At 72.5% G+C, this 20,057-nt stretch carries 9 protein-coding genes; 2 read left to right on the plus strand and 7 right to left on the minus strand.

What is annotated here, in order from left to right; translation table 11 throughout:
• Nucleotides 1-90: 90 nt before the first annotated feature.
• The 5 genes from AC067N_RS23675 to AC067N_RS23695 form a co-directional block, all read right to left on the minus strand.
• Entirely contained in the window at nt 91-1,149 is a 1,059-nt protein-coding gene (locus AC067N_RS23675; RefSeq protein WP_478680875.1) for an MDR family NADP-dependent oxidoreductase, read from the minus strand.
• Nucleotides 1,146-2,867, minus strand: a complete 1,722-nt coding sequence (locus AC067N_RS23680; RefSeq protein WP_478680876.1) for a phytoene desaturase family protein — start codon at nt 2,865-2,867, stop codon at nt 1,146-1,148. Before AC067N_RS23680 ends, AC067N_RS23675 begins: the two co-directional genes overlap by 4 nt.
• A 140-nt stretch (nt 2,868-3,007) precedes the next feature.
• Entirely contained in the window at nt 3,008-3,397 is a 390-nt protein-coding gene (locus AC067N_RS23685) for a hypothetical protein (RefSeq protein WP_478680877.1), read from the minus strand.
• Nucleotides 3,387-13,013 carry a non-ribosomal peptide synthetase/type I polyketide synthase gene (locus AC067N_RS23690; protein ID WP_478680878.1) on the minus strand — a complete coding sequence of 3,209 codons (9,627 nt, stop codon included), beginning with the start codon at nt 13,011-13,013 and terminating at the stop codon, nt 3,387-3,389. Before AC067N_RS23690 ends, AC067N_RS23685 begins: the two co-directional genes overlap by 11 nt.
• Before the next feature lie 203 nt (nt 13,014-13,216).
• Nucleotides 13,217-14,110 (minus strand): sterol desaturase family protein, encoded by an 894-nt coding sequence (locus AC067N_RS23695; protein WP_478680879.1) that lies wholly within the window; start codon nt 14,108-14,110, stop codon nt 13,217-13,219.
• Between the two features lie 160 nt (nt 14,111-14,270).
• Here AC067N_RS23695 and AC067N_RS23700 point away from each other — a divergent pair, with 160 nt between their 5' ends.
• Nucleotides 14,271-15,356, plus strand: a complete 1,086-nt coding sequence (locus AC067N_RS23700) for a hypothetical protein (protein ID WP_478680880.1) — start codon at nt 14,271-14,273, stop codon at nt 15,354-15,356.
• Nucleotides 15,357-15,827: 471 nt separating this feature from the next.
• Here the strand turns inward: AC067N_RS23700 and AC067N_RS23705 are convergent, their stop codons facing one another.
• Nucleotides 15,828-16,247 (minus strand): MarR family winged helix-turn-helix transcriptional regulator, encoded by a 420-nt coding sequence (locus AC067N_RS23705; protein ID WP_478681025.1) that lies wholly within the window; start codon nt 16,245-16,247, stop codon nt 15,828-15,830.
• A 278-nt stretch (nt 16,248-16,525) separates the two neighbouring features.
• Here AC067N_RS23705 and AC067N_RS23710 point away from each other — a divergent pair, with 278 nt between their 5' ends.
• Complete coding sequence (locus tag AC067N_RS23710) at nt 16,526-17,494, plus strand: alpha/beta hydrolase (RefSeq protein ID WP_478680881.1); 969 nt, start codon at nt 16,526-16,528, stop codon at nt 17,492-17,494.
• 286 nt (nt 17,495-17,780) lie between these two features.
• Here the strand turns inward: AC067N_RS23710 and AC067N_RS23715 are convergent, their stop codons facing one another.
• Nucleotides 17,781-20,000: an NADP-dependent isocitrate dehydrogenase gene (locus tag AC067N_RS23715; RefSeq protein ID WP_478680882.1), complete on the minus strand. Its 2,220-nt coding sequence runs from the start codon at nt 19,998-20,000 to the stop codon at nt 17,781-17,783.
• Between the last annotated feature and the right edge of the window lie 57 nt (nt 20,001-20,057).

Consider the following 20,057-nt stretch of genomic DNA (forward strand, 5'->3'; position numbering starts at 1 on the left):
GAGCCGACAAATCCGAAACAGGACAGTCAGCGACGTCAGTCAGAGGGTGAGTCAGGCTCATCAGCAGAACCACCAGTCACATGATCACTGTCAGACCTCGACCAGCACCTTCCCCCGGCTCCCGTCCCGGTTCACATAGAGGCTGCGGTACGCGTCCGGGATGGCGTCGAAGCCGGTGTGCACGGTCTGGTGGTAGTGGATCTCGCCGCTGCGGACCAGCCCGCCCAGTTCCCGGTGCATCTGCGTCAACAGCGGCTCATGGAACCACTCCTGGGCGAAGATGCCGCGGATCGTGGTGCGCGGGAACATGATGTACGGCAGCAGCCGGGGCCCGGTCAGGTCACCGTTCACCGTGGTGGCCCACTGCCAGCAGACGGCCACCTGGCTGTCCACGTTGAGCATGGTGAACACGGCGTCGGTGACGGTCCCGCCCAGGTTGTCGAAGTACCGGTCGACCCCGTCAGGGGCGGCGAGCAGCAGCGCCTGCCGCACCTTCTCCGCGTCGTCGCCCTGTGCATAGAGCACCACCTCGTCGAAGCCGAGCCCGCGCAGATACTCGATCTTGCCCGGTGAGGCGGTGGTGCCCACCACCCGGGCGGCGCCCGCGCGCTTGGCCAACTGGCCCACCAGACTGCCGACCGAGCCGGAGGCGCCGCTGACGACCACCGTGTCGCCGGGACGTACCGTCATGAACCTGGTGAGCGTGCCCCACGCGGTCATCCCGGGCGCGCCCATGATGCCGAGCGCGGTGGACAGCGGCAGCCGCTCGTCGTACGCCTCCGGGTCCAGCCGGCGGTAGGCGGGGAAGACCATCGGGAAGGTACCCGTCCGCCACACCTCCTCGGCGCCGTTGTGGACGACGTGGCTGCGCCAGCCACCGAAGCCCTGCACCAGGTCGCCGACCTCGAACGCGGCCTCAGGCCCCGCCTGGAGCACCTCCATCACGGAGTCCGCGCCCATGTGGTGGCCGATCGGCGTCTCCAGCGCCAGCCCGTTCTGATACGGGTCGACCGAGACGTACCGGGTGCGCAGCAGCATCTCGTCCGGGCGCAGGTCGATCTCCACGTCCTCCACCGTCTTGTGGAAGATGCGTCCGACGTCCGGGACCCCGCCCAGGTGTTCACGGACGACCCACTTCTCGATCCTCATGTCAGTGCTCCTGTCTCGTTGTTCGCGGGATCGCCTGCCGCACCGCCACCGTCGGCCGTCGGCGCCCGTCGCGGTGGCGGCGGTCCGCCGACCGGGAGGACCACATGGGTCGGCGGCGGGGCGCTCCGGTCGATGTCGGCGGTGAAGTCCAGGCCGTCGTCCCGGCAGATGAACTGCATGACGTGCCGGCCGGCGGCGGCCGCCCGGATCAGGCCGCCGATGGTCGCCCAGACCCCGGAGAGGTAGAAGTCCGACAGGCCGGGCAGCACCGGGCCGCTGCGCCTGATCTCCTCCTCCATCGTCTCCGCGCCCTCCACGAAGGGGTTCCAGCCCGGGAAGGTGCCGTCGTAGACGCCCGTGTAGCGGACCTGGGTCAGCGGGGTCGAGACGTCGGCGACGGCGACCGCGTCCCCGAAACCCGGAAACCGCTCGTCCAGGAAGGAGACGATGCCGTTGCGGACCCGCCGCTTCGCGGCCACGTACTCCCTGCCGTGCCGGACCGGCAGGGTGTGCAGCTCCTGACCGCGCCGCACCCGGGAGGACCGTTCCGGTCCCTCGTGCAGCTCGCGCCAGGGGCCGATGTCGGAGAAGTACGTCGCGAACACCACGGTGGAGTCGCGAGGCGCCAGCTCCGGGTAGTGCCGGGTGCGGAACTGCACGTTCATCGACGGGCAGCGGATGCCGGTCAGTTCGCTCGCCTGCCGCTCCGTCAGCAGATAGGTCGTGCACGGGTCGCCCTCCGGGAAGGGCCTTCGCAGCCCGAGGAAGAGGGACACGTAACCGGGTGACAGCTGGCCGGGCTGGTCGATCAGCGAGGTGTAGAGCCTGCGGTAGGTGTCGTTGAGATACCTGCCCCCCAGCAGCTTCATCACCGTGGTGTGGCCGTCGGCCGCCGAGACCACGATGTCCGCGCGGAACTCCCGGCCGTCGCTGAGCCGCACGCCCACCGCGCGGTCCCGCTCGACCAGGATCTCCTCGACCCTGGCGTTGTAGGTGATCGAGCCGCCGAGCCTGCGGTACCGCTCCTCGACCGACCGGGCCAGCCCGAGCGAACCGCCCTCCGGCACGCCCGCCGCGCGATTGGCGTGCGAGGCCAGCTGGAAGTAGAACGGCAGCACCGGGAAGGCCGGATGCTTCTCGTAGAGGATGAAGTTGAACGCCTCACGCAGCAGCGGGTCGCGGAACCGCTGCGCGTAGTCGGTCATCAGCACACCGATCGACTTGCGGATGGTGTTGAAGTACGGGATGAAGGCCGCCATCATCCGCCAGCGCTCCCACCGGCCCATCAACCCGACCGGCTTGAGGAACGGGTAGACCGCCAGCGCCTTCCGGAAGGTCCGGACGCCCGCGCAGAACTCCCGGATCGGCGCGGCGTCGGCCGGTGAGATCGAGAGCAGATGCGCCTGAAGCCGGTCCGGGTCGGAGTAGAAGTGCACCGCCCTGCCGTCCCGGCCCCGGACGATGTTGAACACGTCGAAGTGCCGCATCTCCTTGCCCTGGAGCGCGCCCAGTTCGAGCCAGATCTGGTACATCTCGTTGCCCGGCCCGTTGCCGAGGAGCCAGCTGACACACCAGTCGAAGGTGAAGTCGCTGCGGTCCCAGCCCGTGCACGAGCCACCGGGGATCTCGTGCATCTCGAAGATCTGGGTCCGGTAGCCGTTCATCCGGGCGTAGCACCCGGTGGAGAGACCGCCGAGACCACCCCCGATGATGATCATGCTCTCTCGCCGGCGGCCGGTATCCGTGTCCGTGCCGGCACCCGTGCTCCTGCCGGAGTCCTTGCCTTTCTGCCCCGCCAATGTGCTCGCCTTCCTCGTCGTCCCTGTGGGGTGTGCCGGGTCGCGGTTCCCGTGCGAGGTCACCGGACGACCGGGAGTGTCCGGAGACCGCTGACCACCGCGTCCTGCTTCCCGCGGAGTTCGCTCCGGGGGACGGCCGGCCGCCGGCCGGGCAGCCGGTGCGGCACCCGGGCCAGGCCGAACCGAGGGCCGGCCGGGACCACCCGGACGTCCTCGTACCGCGTGACCAGCCAGCCCTCGTCGCCGTACGGCATCCGGATCCGGGCCGCCGCCCGCTCACGTGACACGGCGTGGCCGGGGTCGAGTTCGAGCCCGCGTGCGGCGAGGGGACAGGGGAGCGCGGGATGCCGGCCGGGCATGGGGGAATCCGTCTCCCGCACCGGGGTGGTGGGGGCGTGCGGGTGCCGTCGGCGCGGGCCGGGCGGACCGGTGCCGATGTCATGACGCATGGGGCGCGGCTCCGGTGAGGATCGACCGGGCGAGCCCGGCGTTGTGGGCGGAGAACTCGTGGTCGAGCATCTCGGCGTGGGCGCCGAAGCCCTGGACGACCGTCGTCCGGGTCGCCGAGCTGGCGTACCAGGCGCCGTGGTATCCGGACTCGTGGAGCGCGGTCTGCTCGGCGTCGGAGATCACGCCGATCTCCGCGGTGACCACCCCGACGTTGGGCGTCCGACTGCAGAAGCGCAGATAGTCGCGGGCCTGGGCACGGGTCTCCTCGGCGACCACGGCCGAGCCGGTGTGCCGCCGCAGATGCTCTTCCAGCTCCCGCTCGAAGGCCTCGACATGCTCGTCGGCGAGGTCGAAGGGCTCCGCGATGCGGTGCGAGTCCACGATCACCACATGGGACACGGCCCGGCCGCGCCGCTCCAGCTCCTTGGCCACCTCGAAGGCCAGGTTGCCGCCGAGCGAGTAGCCGAGCAGCGCGCAGGGACCCTCCGGCTGGAGCGATCCGACCAGATCGGCGTACGCGTCGACCTTGCCGTCCCCCGACACGTAGTTGAAGGCGACCAGCCGGTACTCGGGAAGGTGCTCCGCGAGCCGCCGGTACACCAGGCCGTGGCCGCCGGCCGGCGGGAAGCAGAACAGGGTCTGCCGCTGATCCCGGTTGAACCACAGGTACGGCCTGCCGCCCTCGATCCGGCCGGTGATGATGTCCTCGACGGTCCTGGCCATGCCGTGCAGGGTGGTGACCTCGAACAGCCGGCTCACCGGGACCGTGATGTTGAACTCGGTCTGCAGGCCGTGGACCAGCTCGATCAGCCTGATCGAAGAGCCGCCGCACTCGAAGAAGTCGTGCTGGAGGCCCGGCTTCTCGATGCCGAGCAGCGCCTGCCAGTGCTCGGCCATCCGGACCTCGTAGAGGGTGGCGGGCGGTTCGGCCGCCCGCTCCACGTCGTCCGCCGCGGGGGCGGGCAGCGCGGCGAGATCCACCTTGCCGTGGGCCGTGAGGGGCAGCTCGGGCACCTCGGTGAAGTGTGCCGGGATCATGAAGGTCGGCAGCCGGCCGGCCAGATGACGTCGCAGCCCACGCCGGTCGAGGGTCCGTCCGGGCGCCGGTACGCAGTAGGCGCAGAGCGCGTTCTCGCCGCGCCGGTCGGCACGGACGGTGACCACGGCCCGGTCCACCTCCGGCCACTCGGCGAGCCTGCTCTCGATCTCGCCCGGTTCGATCCGGTGCCCCCGCAGCTTGATCTGTGTGTCGGCCCGGCCGAGCAGATGGATCCGGCCCTGTGCGTCCCAGCGAGCGAGATCGCCCGTGCGGTAGACCCGGACCGGCTCCGTGCCGCCGGCACCGCCCAGCGGCAGGGTGGCGAACCGGCCGGCGGCCCGTTCCTCTGCGCCCGCGTAACCGAGTGCCACACCGCTGCCGCCGATCCACAGCTCGCCGCTGACACCGGGCGGGACCGGGCGGCCGTGCCGGTCCAGCAGATAGCAGGCGCTGTTCGGGAACGGTCGCCCGACGGGGACCATCCGGCCGGCTTCCAGTCCGTCCACCGGTCCCTCGAAGTAAGTGCTGTCGATGGTCGTCTCGGTGAGACCGTACGAGTTGACCAGCCTGGTCCTCGGCCCGCAGAGGGCACGCAGCCGCTGGTACTCCTCGACCTTCCACACATCCGAGCCGACCACCAGCAGCCGCATGAAGTCCAGCCGCTGCCCGGCCCGTTCGCAGTGCTCGGCCAGGACGCGGGCCACCGCGGGAACGAACTCCGCGGCGTCCACCCGCTCGGCGCGCATCACCTGATGGAGCCGGGCCGTGTCGAACAGCAGCTCCCGGCCGACCAGCACCAGCGTCCCGCCCGAGCAGAGCGCGCGGACCACGTCCCCGGTGAAGACGTCGAAGGGCGGGGCGGCCATCTGGAGGTGCACCCTGACATCGGTGTCCAGCCGGTACTCGGCGCGCCAGGCCTGGTACGCGGAGGCCAGGTTGCCGTGGGAGACCCGCACCCCCTTGGGCCGGCCGGAGGACCCCGAGGTGTGGATGACGTACGCGGGGTCCTCCAGGCCCACCGGTACGTCCGTGAAGGCGGTGTCCTCCGCGTCCAGTTCTCCCGTGGTGACCAGCCGTCCCGGCAGCTCGGCGAGCCGGCCGTCGTCCTCGGCGGTGACCAGCAGTCCGGCTCCCGCGTGCTCGACCATGTAGGCCAGCCGGTCGGCCGGGTCGCCGGGGGCGAGCGGGAGATAGGCGGCGCCGGTGCGCAGCACCGCGAGCAGGGCGACGATCAGCTCCGGTGACTTCTCCAGGCAGAGCGCCACCACCGACCCGGGCCCGGCGCCCAGCGCGCTCAGCCGGGCGGCGGCCCGCCGCGAGCGTTCGGCCAGTTCGCCGTAGGTGAGGCGGGCGGCCGGGCCGGGCCCGGCCGGCATCACCACCGCGAGCGCCGCCGGGTCGGCCGCCGCCGCCCGCAGGATCAGCTCGTGCACCGGCTCGTCGTACGCGACCCGGCGGTCCGCGCCGCTCCACCGCCCGAGCACCAGGGCCCGTTCCTCCGGGCCGAGCAGTTCGAGGCCGGTCGCCGCCCGCTCCGGGGCTGCCGTGGTCAGCGCCGTCAGCAGATTGACGTAGTGCCCGGCCAGCCGGGCCACCGTCTCCGGCAGGAAGAGGTCGGTGTTGTACTTGAGCACGCAGTGGAACCGGTGCTCCGACTCGTCCTCGTACGCGGACAGCGTGAGGTCGAACTGGCCTTCCTCCTCGGGCAGTTCGATGTACTCCAGCCGGTAGCCGTACTTCTCCGTGGCGACCTTGTGGTGGAGCAGGATGAACATCGCCTGGAAGACCGCCGAGCGGCTCGGGTCGTGCTGCAGCCCGAGCTTCTCCACCAGCAGCACGAACGGGTACTCCTGGTTGTCCAGCCCGCCCAGCACGGTGGTCCGCACCCGGTCCAGCAGGTCGGCCACGGTCGGCTCGCCGGCCAGCGAGACATACAGCGGCAGCGGGTTGACGAAGTAGCCGTAGACGCCGGCGAACTCCTCGTCGGTGCGGCCGGTCACCGGGCTGCCGACGATCAGGTCGTCCTGGCCCGAGTACGCGTGCAGCAGCAGGTAGTAGGCGCTGAGCAGCACCATGAAGACGGTGACGTTGTGCTCGCGGGCCAGCGCGTGCACCCGGGCGCTCAACTCCTCGTCCAGGACGAAGAACTCCGAGGCGCCGTTGTGGGTCTGCACCGCGGGACGCGGCTTGTCGGTGGGCAGTTCGAGGGCCGGCACCTCGGCCGGCAGCCGCGAACGCCAGTAGTCGAGCATCCTCGACGCCTCGCGCCCGGCCAGGAACTCGTTCTGCCGGTTGAGGAAGTCCAGGTAGCGCGCGGCGACCGGGGGCAGTTCGGGCGCCTCGCCGCGCCGTAGCCCCTCGTAGACCGCGAACAACTCCTCGATGAAGGTGAACGTGGAGATCGCGTCCGAGACGATGTGATGGACCGCCTTCATGATCACCCACCGTTCCGGGCCGCGCCGGAAGAGCCGCAACCGCACCAGCGGGTCGTGCTCCAGGTCGTAGGGCCTGCGGTACTCCCGGACGATCATCGCGTGGATCTCGTCCCAGTCCAGGTGCTCGACGTCGACGACCCCGAAGTCCGGCTCCACCGCCGCGGAGATCCGCTGCACCGGCCCGCCGTCGTCGAGCACGAAGTTGGCCCGCAGCCCGGGATGCCGCTCGACCATGCTCCGGAAGGCGAGGGCCATCAGTTCGGGGTCCAGCTCCACGCGGACCTCGACCGCGCCGCCGATGTTGTAGGCGAACCCGTCCGGGTCGAGCTGCTTGAGGAACCACAGGGCCTTCTGGTTCTGGGTCAGCGGGTACGCCGACTCGTCCTCGAAGCGTTCGACGCGGGCCCCGCCCGGGGCGGGGCGCTCCTCGTGGAGCAGCTCGGCCAGCGACTCGTACAGCTGGGCCACCAGGTCGGCGACCGGCGCGTTGCTCAGCAGCGCCACCAACGGGAGCGCGGTGCCGAGTTCGGTGGTGAGCCGGGCCCGCAGCTCCATCGCGAGCAGCGAGTCCAGGCCGAGGATGCCGAGCCCGGCGCCCGGTTCGACCTGTTCGGCCGGGACCCGGAGCACGGTGGCGACCAGTGCCGTGAACCACTCGGTGAGCAAGGTGAGGCGCTCGGCCTCCCCGCCGGCCCGCAGCGTCTCCAGCGGGCCGGTCGGCTCCGCGGCGGGGGCGGACTCCCGGGCCGCCGCGGCCAGGTCGGCCACCAGCGGTGGCGGTGCCGGATACCAGGAGAGGAAGAGCGGCCAGTCCACCACGGTGGCGATCAGCAGCTGGGCCCGGTCCTGGCCGAGCACCCGTTCCAGTACGGCCATCCCGGTGTCGGGGGCGAGTGAACTCATGCCCCGGCTGGCGCGGTAGTGGTCGATCAGCCCGAGTTCCTCGATCATGCCGGTGGCCCACGGGCCCCAGTCGAGGCTGAGGGCGGGCAGACCGAGCGCCCGGCGGTGGTGGGCCAGCGCGTCCAGGAAGGCGTTCCCGGCGGCGTAGTTGGTCTGCCCGGCGGTGGTCAGCAGTGAGGCGATCGAGGCGAACAGCACGAAGTGGTCCAGTGGTTCGCCGGCCAGCTGCCGGTGCAGGGCGAGGGCGCCGAGCACCTTCGGTCCGTACGCCGCGTCGAACGTCTCCCGGTCCAGCTCGCCGACCAGGGTGTCCCTGACCTGTCCCGCCAGATGGAAGACGCCGCGGATCGGCGGCCGGTCCAGCCGCCGGTACTCGGCCAGCCAGGCGGCCAGCGCGGACTCGTCGGTGATGTCCAGCCGTGCCGGGACCGGCTCGGCGCCCAGGGCCTCCAGCTCCCGCAGGAAGGCGACGCGCCGCCCCTCCGGGCCGGCCGGGTCGACGTCGCGCCACTCCTCGCGCGGCGGCAGCGGACCACGGCCGACCAGGATCAGCCGCCGGGCGCCGCGCCGGACGAGCGTGCGGCACAGCAGCCGGCCGAGCGCGCCGAACGCGCCGGTCACCAGGTACGCGGCGTCCGGGCGGAGCCGGGGCGGCAGTGGCCTGCTCAGCCCTTCGGCGCGGCGCAGCCGGCAGGTGAGCCGGCGGCCCTCGCGCAGTGCGATCTCGTCCTCGTCACCGAGGGCGAACTCACGCAGCAACGCGGCCGCCTCGTCGTCGGCGTCCCCGCCCGGTCCGAGGTCGACCAGCTTGCCGGGGTGGCCGGGCAGCTCCTGATGGCGCAGCACCCGGCCGATCCCCCAGGCGGGAGCGCCCAGCGGCTCGACCGGTTCACCGGCGACGGTGGCCTGCGCGCACCGGGTGACGATGTGCAGCCTGCTGCCCGGGAGTTCGGCGGACAGCACCGCGGCGAGGACGACCAGGCCGTAGGCACCGGGGGAGGTGTGGTGGGCGGGGTCGGTGGCGGGGTCGCCCGGCGCGGACAGTTCCGGCCGGTCGAGGTTCCAGAGGTGGACGACGGCCGCCGGGTCCGGCGTGCCGGACGCTCGGCCGTCGGCCAGCAGGCCGGCCAGATCGGCGGTGGAGCCGGGATCGACGACGGCCGGGCGGTCGCCCTCGGCGGGCCGGTACCCGGCGCCCGGCCGGACGAGCCGGCAACGTCCGCCGCGTGCGGTGATCCGCCGGGCCAGCGCCTCGGCGACGCCCTGCCGGTCCGCGAACACCAGCCAGTTGTCGGCGTGCCCGAGTGGCAGGCCGGAGGCGTCCGGCAGGCCGGGGGTGTCCGACAGGGCGGAGGCGTCCGACGGGCCGGGGGTGTCCGGCAGCTCCGTCCAGACGGGCTCGGCGAGCCAGCCGTCCATGGTCGCCGGGCCGACGGCCGTGGCGGCCCGCTCGACATCGGCGGCCCGGAACCCGGTGATCCCGCCCAGCGGTACGCCCTGCTCGTCGTAGACCGAGAGGTCGCCGACCAGTTCGCCGCCGGTGTCCCCGGTGACGGTGGCGTGCACCCACAGGGGGCGGTCGCCCACCGCGTCGAGCCTCACCTCCTCGATGGCGACCGGCAGCCGGATACCCGTGCCCGTGGGGCGGGCCGTCGCCAGCTGCGGGGTGAGCAGGCTCTGGAACAGGGCGTCCATCACCACCGGATGGACCTGATGGTCCGCTCCCCGGCCGGTGACCGCCGATGTCGGCCGTACCTTGGCCAGGGCTTCGCCGGGGCCGATCCAGACCTCCTCGATGCCCTGGAACGCCGGGCCGTAGTGGTAGCCGAGCGCGGCCAGCTCCGTGTAGCACTCCGGCCCGCTGAGATGGCGGACGGCCCGTTCGCGGAGCGCCGGGGCGTCCAGCGGCCGGTGCGGGCGGCGGCGCTGGCCCGGCCGGACGGTGCCGACGGCGTGCACGGTCCGCTCGGTTCCCCGCCCTGCGGGGGTGGCGACGGTGAAGCCGCCGTGCTCGGTCGAGAGGGTGAGCTGCACGGCGCGGCTCTCCTCGTCGGGCAGGAAGAGCGCCTTGCGCAGCTCGATGCCGGCCAGCGCGGCGTCGGTGCCCCCGGTCAGCGCGCGCACCGCCTGGACGGCCATCTCCAGATAGCCGGCGGCGGGGAAGAGCACGCTGCCCTCGATGCGGTGGTCCTCCAGGTACGGCAGCACCTCGGCGTCCAGCCGGGCCTCCCAGGCCGGCTCGGCGCCCGGCAGCCGGCGGCCGAGCAGCGGATGGTCCATCCGTCCCTGCCGGACGAGTGCGACGGGGCGGGGCTCGACCCAGTGCCGTTCCCGCCGGAACGGGTAGCGCGGCAACGGGACCGTCCGCCCGGCGGGCTGCAGCACGGACCAGTCGACCTCGACACCGAGGTTGTGCAGGGCGGCCGACGACGCGGTGAACGTGGCCCGCTCGTCCTCCTGGCGGCGGATCGACGGCAGGGTGCGCACCTCGGGGAGATCGGCCGCGGCGGTGCGGACGTCACCGGTCGGCCCGGTCGCCCGGTGCTCGATCGTCTCGGTGATCGACCGGCCGAGCACCGGGTGCGGGCCGACCTCGAGGAACAGCCGGTACCCGTCGTCGGCCAGCCGCTCGACCGCCTGCCGGAAGCGGACGCGGTCCCGGACGTTGTGCCACCAGTAGCCGGCGTCCAGCTCGGTGCCGCGCGCGGTGCCCTCGCGTCCGGTGAGATGGAGCGGAACCGTGGCCGGGCGTGGCTTGAGATCGGCGAGCGACTCCAGCAGCTCGTCCTTGATCAGTTCCATCCGGGCGCTGTGGTACGGCACTTCGACGGCCAGCGGGCGGACGAAGACCTGCTCGGCGGTGAGCGTGGCGGCCAGCTCGGCCAGCGCGGTCCCGTCCCCGGCGAGGGTGAGCGAACTCGGGCTGTTGACCGCGGCCACCGAGACCGCGTCGCCGTACGGGCGCAGCCGGCGGACCGCCTCGGCCTCCCCGAGGGCGACGGCGAGCATGCCTCCGCTGCCGGCCAGCCGCTGCTGGAGCCGGCTGCGGTGCACCACCACCTTGACCGCGTCGGCCAGGTCGTAGACGCCGGCCTCGTGAAAGGCGGCCACCTCGCCGGTGGAATGGCCGACGACGGCGTCGGGGCGGACCCCGCGGCTGCGCCAGAGCGCGGCCAGCCCGATTTGTACGGCGAAGTTGGCGGGCTGGGCGAGCCAGGTCTCGGCCATTCGGGAGTCCGCCTCGTCGGCGGCGAGTTCCTCGGTCAGCGACCAGTCGGTCAGCTCGGCCATGTGCTCGGCGCAGCGCTCGACGGCCTCCCGGTACACCGGCTCGGTGGCGAACAGTTGCCGGCCCATCGCCCACCACTGCGGGCCCATGCCGGTGAAGACCCAGGCCAGCCGCCGGTGCCGGGGCTCGCGGCGGTGGTCGGTGAGCACCCGGGGGTGCGGTTCGCCGCGCAGGTAGGCGGAGAGCGCCTCGTCCAGCGAGTCGCGGGCGGCGGAACCCCGGGAGTCGTAGACCACGGAGAGCCGCGCGTCGTGGTGCTGGCGTCGATGGGCCAGGGTGTGGCCGACGTCGGCCGGACGGGCCGGGGCACCGCCCCCCGCACCGGTCAGCTCGCCCCGGACACCGGCGGCCACCTCGGGGAGGGTCGCGGCCTCCCGGGCGCTGAGCGGGAGGACCGTCCAGAGGGGCTGCCCCGGGTCCTCCCCGGCCTCAGGGCCATCGGCCCCGGAGTCCTGCTGCGCAGGCACCCGGGGCCCGCGGCCCTCGGCGGTGGCAGTACCCTTCCCGGCCCGGTCCGCCTCCCCGCCCGGCTCGGCGAGTGCCGGTTCCGGCTCGGGCGCGGCCTCCAGCAGGACGTGCGCGTTGGTGCCGCCGAAGCCGAACGAGTTGACGCCGGCTCTGGCCGGCCCCCGGTGCGCGGGCCAGGGGGTGGGCTCGGTGGGGATCTCGTACGGCAGGGCGCGCGGGTCGATCGCCGGGTTGAGCCGCTCCAGGTTGATGTGCGGTGGGATCAGCCGGTGCTTCAGCGCCAGCGCCGCCTTGATCAGCCCGGCGAGGCCGGCCGCCGACTCGGTGTGCCCGATGTTGGTCTTCACCGAGCCGACGTAGCAGCGGTCTCCGGGCCTGCGGCCCACCGCGAGGGCCCGGGCCAGCGCCGTCGCCTCGATCGGGTCGCCGACGGGTGTGGAGGTGCCGTGCGCCTCGACGTACTGGAGGCTGCCGGGGGCGATCCCGGCCTCGGCGCAGACCCGTTCGATCAGGGCGACCTGGGCGTCCGGGTTGGGCACGGTGATGCCGTGGGTACGGCCGTCCTGGTTGACGCCGCTGCCGATGACGACGGCGTGCACGGGGTCGCCGTCGCGGACGGCGTCGGAGAGCCGCTTGAGGGCGACGACCGCGACACCCTCGGCGCGGACGTAGCCGTCGGCGGCGGCGTCGAAGGTGCGGGAGCGGCCTTGCGGGGAGAGGAAACCGCCCTTCGTCTCGGCGATGGTGTACTGCGGCGCGATGTGGAGCAGGGTGCCGCCCGCCAGTGCGAGGTCGGTCTCGCCGCGGAGCAGGCTCTGGACGGCCAGGTGGACGGCGACCAGGGAGGAGGAGCAGGCGGTGTCGAGGGAGACGCTGGGGCCGCGGAAGTCGAAGCAGTGGGAGATGCGGTTCGACACCATCGTCATCATCGTGCCGGTGGCGGTGTGCGCGGCGAGCGTGTCGAAGGAGAGGTCGGAGAACTGGACGATCTTGTAGTCCAGGGTGAACGCCCCGACGTAGACGCCCACGTCACGGCCTGCCAGCTCGGCGGGTCTCTGGCCGCCGTCCTCCAGGGCCTCCCAGGCCACCTCCAGCAGTTTCCGCTGCTGCGGGTCCATGTGGTCGGCCTCGCGGCCGCTGATGCCGAAGAAGGCGGGGTCGAACTCGTCGAAGCCGTCGATGTATCCGCCCCGGCCGCCGACCAGCCGGCCCGGTTTGGCCTTGTCGCGGCTGCCCAGCGTGGTCACGTCGTACCGGCTGCGCGGGGTCGGGGTGATGCAGTCCTTGCCGTCGACCAGGTTCCGCCAGTACGAGCGGTGGTCGTTGGCCCCGCCGGGCAGCCGGCAGCCGATACCGATGATCGCGATCTTCTCGCGCTCGCCCCCGTGGGGGCCGTGGGGCGGTGGGCCGTCCGGGACGGCGGCGGTGGGCGTCGGAGCGGGGCTGGGGTCCGGGGAGGGAACGAGGCATGAATCCGTCATGGGCGAGTCCTTCGGACGCTTCGTTCGCGTGGGCGGCTCGCAGCAGGGAGTGGACGCACACGCAGGGGACGGTGACCGGCCGCGCCGTGAGCCGTACCGGCCGGAAGCCGTGGCAGCCGAAGGGGCGGACCGCAGAGGTCTGGTCGAGCGGACAGTCGGACGATGAGGTGGTGGTCCGCCGCGGGCGCCGGGCGGAGGGGGTACTACGGCCTGCTCACCCCGGCCGAGCCGGTGGGGGAGCCGACGGGACGTGCGGGCCGGCGCCACGCCTGGAGGTGGCTGGCGACCACCTCGCCGGTCGGGGGGAAGTCCGCCGGGTTCCGCAGCCCCACGGCGACCGGCCGCCGGCCGGGACGCCAGGTGAAACTGCCGAACGCGTGGTCCCAGACCGAGAGTTCGGAGCCGTAGTGACCGGCCTCGGACAGGTCGACACTGTGGTGCAGCCGGTGCTGCTCGGGTCCCGCGAGGACGTGGTTGAGCGGGCCGATCCGGACGTCGATGTTGGCGTGCACGAAGTAGCCCTGGGCGACCACGAAGAGGCCGATCACGAAGACCGCCGCGGCCGAGAACCCCGCCAGGGCCAGTGAGCACTGCACGACGCCCTGCGTGAGCAGGACGTCCACCAGGTGGTTGACCCCGTTGTTCCCGACGTTCACCTTGTCGGGCACATGGTGCACACCGTGCAGCCGCCAGAGCCGTGGGCTGGTGTGGCACCAGCGGTGGATCAGGTAGTTGGCCAGTGAGCCGAGCAGCAGCGCCAGCGGGATCTCCGCCCAGAGCGGCAGTGCCGGGTGCCGCGGCGCGGCCCAGCCGACGACGGTTGCCACCGGCAGTTGGGCCAGGGCTCCGCCGGTGGTCGTGAGGACGAAGTAGACGCCGTACCAGCCCCATTCACGCGCGCTCGGTGCCCATTCCGGCTCGTACGGGATCAACCGTTCGAGCAGCGTGAAGTAGGCGATGGTGCCGACGAGGAAGAGCTGGCTCACCCGGCCGAGGTCCCAGCGCAGGTGCAGGGTGGCGATTGCCGTGGCCACGAGCGTGACCAGCAGGGCCGGGTACGCGACATGGCGCAGCGAAACGAGGAACTGCCCGCGCATGACGCCCCCCTGGCGGAAGTCACCGAAAGTGCTCGTGCCGATACTAAGGGTGGTTGAGGTTCGGTGTGAGAGGCTCCCGGCGAGAATCGGAAAGGGTGGTTTTATCCGATAGTCATAAGGCGATGTGCGAGGTCGCCCGGACCGGTGCAGTCTGAGGATCATGCCAGGCAAGCGGGTGAGGCGCCGCGACGGCGACGGGCCGGACGGGTCCGTCCGGGCCGGCGTACCCGACCTCGAGGCGGTCCTCGACGAGCTCTATGGGACCCCTCCGTCCGGCTTCGTCGCCCGCCGGGAGGTGTGGGCGGCTGCCGCCAGGACGTCCGGTCGCGGCGACGACGCGCGGCTCATCCAACGTGCCCGCCGGCCCACGCTGGCCGCATGGGCGGCCAACCTGCTGCTGCGCTCCCGGCCGGAGGAGTGCGGGCAGTTCCTGGAGCTGGGGGAGTCGCTGCGCGAGGCGTACCGCGTGCTCGACGCGGACGGGCTCAAGGCGCTGTCCGACCAGCGGCGACGTGTCGTCGCGGCGTTGTCCCGGGAGGCGGCCGGGCTGGCCCGTGAGGCCGGGCAGCCGCTGTCCGCCTCGGTGCTGCAGGAGGTCGAGTCCACACTGCGTGCCGTGCTGGCCGACGCGGATGCCGCCGAGCGGTGGGCCGAAGGTCGGCTCAAAACCGCCCTTGCCCCGCCCTCCGCCTTCTCCTCCGACGCCGCACCGGCCGCCTTCTCCTCCGACGCCGCACCGGCCGCCGCCTCCGCGAAGGGGAAGCGACCCGGCCCCTCGAAGACGGCGCGGCCCGCCCCCGTCGAGCCGCCGACGGCGTCGACGCAGGGCCGCACGAGGAAGGACGAACTCGCCGGGCGGCGCCGTGAGCGGCAACTGCGGCTGGAGCGGGAACAGCGGCTCGCGGCGGCACGTGAGGCGGCCGAGGCCGCCGAGCGACGGCTGCGCGACCGGCGGTCGGAGGCGGAGGACGCCGACGCGTCGCTGCGCCGGACCCTCGACCGCCGTGACCGGGCGCGGCGCCAGCTGTCCGCGGCCGAGCGCCGGCTGCGCCAGGCGCGGGAGGACCTCGAACGCGCCGAGGAGCGGGCCGGCCGCGCCGAAGCGGACCTCGACCATGCCGAACAGGAGCAGCGCCGGGCCGAGCAGCGGCGGCGGGCGGCGGCAGACGCCCTGACCGAGGCCGAGCGGGAGACGCGCGACACCGCCCGGGCCGTCCGGCGCCTGACCCGCTCGGACGGGGGATAGGGCCATCCCGATGGATCTCCGCGGGGTCGCGGCGCCCGGTACGCCCTCGCACCGCCGCGCGAAAGCCCGCGTAACGCCACTACGAGGACTGCCACGCGGCACGGCGACAAGAACGCAACGGACGCCGCTCCTTCTCCCGCGCGGAGCCATCGGAAGCCTCCTGGGTGTGCTGTCCCGGGACATTGGTGACGGGCGACTGGCGTCACCGAACCCGGGCCGGTGTGATCCCGACGGTGGCCGGCCCGTCGCGGTGCCGCAGGGGGGCGCCGCCCGTTCCCGCCGGGCGGAGGCCGGGGCGACCGTCGACCAGTGGCGGTCGGTTTCCGGATCGTCCCGCCGCGGGGGTCCTCGGTGGCGCGCGGCGGGAGCTGAGCCTCGCCGCCGTGGGCCTGGAGCTGACCCGGAACAGCGGGACCGGCTCGGCGCGGGCGCACTGGACCGGTGCGCCGAGGCCCCCCGGCCGGTACCTCCTCAGTCCTGGCCGACGTTCGCGGTGAGCAGGCGCAGCAGCTGCTTGGCGACGGTGTGCTGCTCGGGGGTCAGGCCCATCGCGGCGCCGATGTCCACCGGCACGGTCCGGGCCCGCTCCTTGAGCCGGGCCCCGGCCTCGGTGAGACGGATGGCGACGGAGCGCTCGTCGTCCCGGCGTCGTTCACGGCGGAGCAGCCCGCCCGCCTCAAGGCGCTTCAGCAGCGGGGAGAGTGTGCTGGACTCCAGCTGGAGCGCGGCACCGAGGTCGCGTACGGAGATCGAGTCCTGCTCCCAGAGAACCAGCATGACCAGGTACTGCGGGTAGGTCAGGCCCAGTTCCTCCAGCAGGGGCCGGTAACGGGCGGTGACGGCGCGCGAGGCGGCGTACAGCGCGAAACAGAGCTGGTCGTCCAGAAGCAGCGTGTGCCCCTGTGCCGGTTCGGCTCCGTCGGTGCTCACGAGTTCGCCGACTGTGCTCACGGTGTTGCTCCTCCGTCCCGTGCTCTGCATGACGCACTCTCACCCTACCGGCAGCCGCGCGCCTGGATCGAGCCCTAAGAAGTCGGGAGGTATCAAATCGCCTCCTAATTAGTTGTGCGCGATTTAATCGAGCGCTATGTTTCTGGGTGTGCCGCCGCCCCGGTGAGCAACGCGGGCCGAACCTGCCCGCGGCACCACCCCGACCCGAGGAGATCGCCATGTCCGAGACCACCGTCCTCCGTCCTGTCCTCGAACCCGCCGCCGCGGCCTTCGCGGAGGCGACCGCGAACCCTCCGTACCTCTTCGATCTCGGCCCGGTCGAGGGGCGCAAGGTCGTCGACGAGGTGCAGTCGGGCGACATCGCGAAGCCGGACGTCGACGAGGAGTGGGTGACCGTGCCGGGTGGGCCCACCGGCACGGTCAGCGCCCGGATCGTCCGGCCGGCGGGCGCCCGGGGGGTGCTGCCGGTGATCCTCTACATCCACGGCGCGGGCTGGGTCTTCGGCAACGCCCACACCCACGACCGGCTGGTGCGCGAACTGGCGGTCGGCGCGCGGGCCGCGGTCGTCTTCCCCGAGTACGACCTGGCGCCCGAGGCCCGCTACCCGGTCGCGGTCGAGCAGAACTACACGGTGGCCCGCTGGATCGTCGAGGAGGGCGCCGGACACCACCTCGACGCGGCCCGTATCGCGGTGGCCGGTGACTCGGTCGGCGGCAACATGAGCGCCGCGCTGACGCTGATGGCGAAGGACCGCGGCGACGTCCCGCTGGTCCAGCAGGTGCTCTTCTACCCGGTCACCGACGCCGCCTTCGACACCGGCTCCTACCGGCAGTTCGCCGAGGGCTACTTCCTGCGGCGCGACGCGATGCGGTGGTTCTGGGACCAGTACACGACCAGCGAGGAGGAGCGCGCCGAGATCACCGCGTCGCCGCTGCGCGCCTCGGCCGAGCAGCTGGCGGGTCTGCCGCCGGCGCTCGTCGTCACCGCAGAGGCCGATGTGCTGCGCGACGAGGGCGAGGCGTACGCGAACAAGCTGCGCGAGGCCGGTGTCCCGGTGACCGCCGTGCGCTACCAGGGCGTCATCCACGACTTCGTGATGCTGAACGCCCTGCGGGAGACGCACGCGGCCGAGGCCGCCATCAACCAGGCGATCGTCACGCTGCGGGCGGCCCTCGGCACCGCCTGACGACACCGGGGGCCCCGCCGGCGTCGCGCGGCCCCCGGCAACACGCCGCCCCGGCCGGAGATCCCGGCCGGGGCGGCGGTGTGCGGTCTGCGAGGGCGGCGGGCCCGGCGTCCGCGGGCGAGCCGCGGTGGCGCCGGGGCCGGTCGCACGGATCATGCCCGGGCCGCGGGGCTCACCGGCGGCCCCACGCCACCGGTCCCGAAGCCGACACGGTCCGGACGGCCGACCCTGTGTACGGCCGACCCTGTGTACGGCCGGCGGCGGGCCTGCCGTACGGAGCGGAGCGTCAGGCGAAGTTCGCCAGCGCCTCGTTCCACGTGGCCGACGGGCGCATGACCGCGGCGGCCTTGGCCGCGTCGGGCTGGTAGTAGCCGCCGATGTCGGCCGGCTTGCCCTGGACGGCGATCAGCTCGTCGACGATCTTCTGCTCGTTCGCGGAGAGCGTCTCGGCGAGCGGGGCGAAGGCCTTCGCCAGGTCGGCGTCCTCGGTCTGCGCGGCCAGCTCCTGCGCCCAGTACAGGGACAGGAAGAAGTGGCTGCCGCGGTTGTCGATGCCGCCGAGGCGACGCGAGGGGGACTTGTCCTCGTTGAGGAAGGTCGCCGTCGCCCGGTCCAGGGTGTCGGCGAGGACCTTGGCGCGGGTGTTGCCGGTGGCCTCGGCGTACTGCTCCAGCGACGGCACCAGGGCGAAGAACTCACCGAGGGAGTCCCAGCGCAGGTAGTTCTCCTTGACCAGCTGCTGGACGTGCTTCGGGGCGGAGCCGCCGGCGCCCGTCTCGAACAGGCCGCCGCCCGCCATCAGCGGGACGACCGACAGCATCTTGGCGCTGGTGCCCAGCTCCAGGATCGGGAACAGGTCGGTGAGGTAGTCACGCAGGACGTTGCCGGTGACGGAGATGGTGTTCTCGCCGCGGCGGATGCGCTCCACCGACAGCTTGGTGGCCTCGACCGGGGCGAGGATGCGGATGTCCAGGCCCTCGGTGTCGTGCTCGGCCAGGTACGTGTTGACCTTGGCGATCAGGTTGGCGTCGTGGGCGCGGGTCTCGTCCAGCCAGAAGACGGCCGGGTCGCCGGTGGCGCGGGCGCGGGTGACGGCCAGCTTCACCCAGTCCTTGATCGGGGCGTCCTTGGTCTGGCAGGCGCGGAAGATGTCACCGGCGGAGACGGTCTGCTCGATGACCACGTCGCCGTTGCCGTCGACCAGACGGACCGTGCCCGTGGTCGGGATCTCGAAGGTCTTGTCGTGGGAGCCGTACTCCTCGGCCTTCTGCGCCATCAGGCCGACGTTCGGGACCGAGCCCATCGTGGACGGGTCGTAGGCGCCGTTGGCGCGGCAGTCGTCGATCACGGCCTGGTAGACACCCGCGTACGAGGAGTCCGGGAGCACCGCGAGGGTGTCGGCCTCCTGGCCGTCCGGGCCCCACATGTGGCCGGAGGTGCGGATCATGGCCGGCATCGAGGCGTCGACGATGACGTCGGACGGCACGTGCAGGTTGGTGATGCCCTTGTCGGAGTCGACCATCGCCAGCTCCGGGCCCTCGGCGAGCTCGGCGTCGAAGGAGGCCTTGATCTCGGCGCCCTCCGGCAGGGCCTGAAGGCCCTTGAAGATGCCGCCCAGCCCGTCGTTCGGGGAGAGGCCGGCCGCGGCCAGCGTCTCGCCGTACTTCGCGAACGTCTTCGGGAAGAACGCGCGCACCACGTGACCGAAGACGATGGGGTCGGAGACCTTCATCATCGTGGCCTTCAGGTGCACGGAGAACAGCACGCCCTCCGCCTTGGCCCTGGCGACCTGGGCGGTGAGGAACTCGCGCAGCGCGGCGACACGCATCACGGAGGCGTCGACGACCTCGCCCGCGAGGACCGGTACGGACTCGCGCAGCACGGTGGTGGTGCCGTCGTCGCCGACCAGCTCGATCCGCAGCGCGCCGTCCTCGGCGATCACCGCGGACTTCTCGGTGGAGCGGAAGTCGTTCTCGCCCATGGTCGCCACGTTGGTCTTGGACTCGGAGGTCCAGGCGCCCATGCGGTGCGGGTGGGTCTTGGCGTAGTTCTTGACGGAGGCGGGGGCGCGGCGGTCCGAGTTGCCCTCACGCAGGACCGGGTTCACGGCGGAACCCTTGATCTTGTCGTAGCGGGCGCGGATCTCGCGCTCCTCGTCGGTCTTCGGGTCGTCCGGGTAGTCCGGCAGCGCGTAGCCCTGGCTCTGCAGCTCGGCGACGGCGGCCTTCAGCTGCGGGATCGACGCCGAGATGTTCGGCAGCTTGATGATGTTCGCCGCGGGCGTCTTGGCGAGCTCGCCCAGCTCGGAGAGGGCGTCGGGGATGCGCTGGCCCTCCTGGAGGTACTCCGGGAAGACGGCGATGATGCGCCCGGCCAGCGAGATGTCACGGGTCTCGACGGAGACACCGGCCTGCGAGGCGTACGCCTTGATCACCGGCAGGAACGAATACGTCGCCAGGGCCGGGGCCTCGTCAGTGTGTGTGTAGATGATGGTCGAGTCAGTCACCGGGTGCTCCGCTCCACGTCTGCAACATTGCTCGACATCAAGATATCTCGTGACCGG

This window comes from Streptomyces sp. NPDC042364 (assembly GCF_056437585.1).

What these genes read in the sequence shown, in the direction of transcription:
- AC067N_RS23675 (WP_478680875.1), bottom strand. Translation starts at nt 1,149, where the DNA reads ATGAGGATCGAGAAGTGGGTCGTCCGTGAACACCTGGGCGGGGTCCCG.
- AC067N_RS23680 (WP_478680876.1), bottom strand. Translation starts at nt 2,867, where the DNA reads ATGATCATCATCGGGGGTGGTCTCGGCGGTCTCTCCACCGGGTGCTAC.
- AC067N_RS23685 (WP_478680877.1), bottom strand. Translation starts at nt 3,397, where the DNA reads ATGCGTCATGACATCGGCACCGGTCCGCCCGGCCCGCGCCGACGGCAC.
- AC067N_RS23690 (WP_478680878.1), bottom strand. Translation starts at nt 13,013, where the DNA reads ATGACGGATTCATGCCTCGTTCCCTCCCCGGACCCCAGCCCCGCTCCG.
- AC067N_RS23695 (WP_478680879.1), bottom strand. Translation starts at nt 14,110, where the DNA reads ATGCGCGGGCAGTTCCTCGTTTCGCTGCGCCATGTCGCGTACCCGGCC.
- AC067N_RS23700 (WP_478680880.1), top strand. Translation starts at nt 14,271, where the DNA reads ATGCCAGGCAAGCGGGTGAGGCGCCGCGACGGCGACGGGCCGGACGGG.
- AC067N_RS23710 (WP_478680881.1), top strand. Translation starts at nt 16,526, where the DNA reads ATGTCCGAGACCACCGTCCTCCGTCCTGTCCTCGAACCCGCCGCCGCG.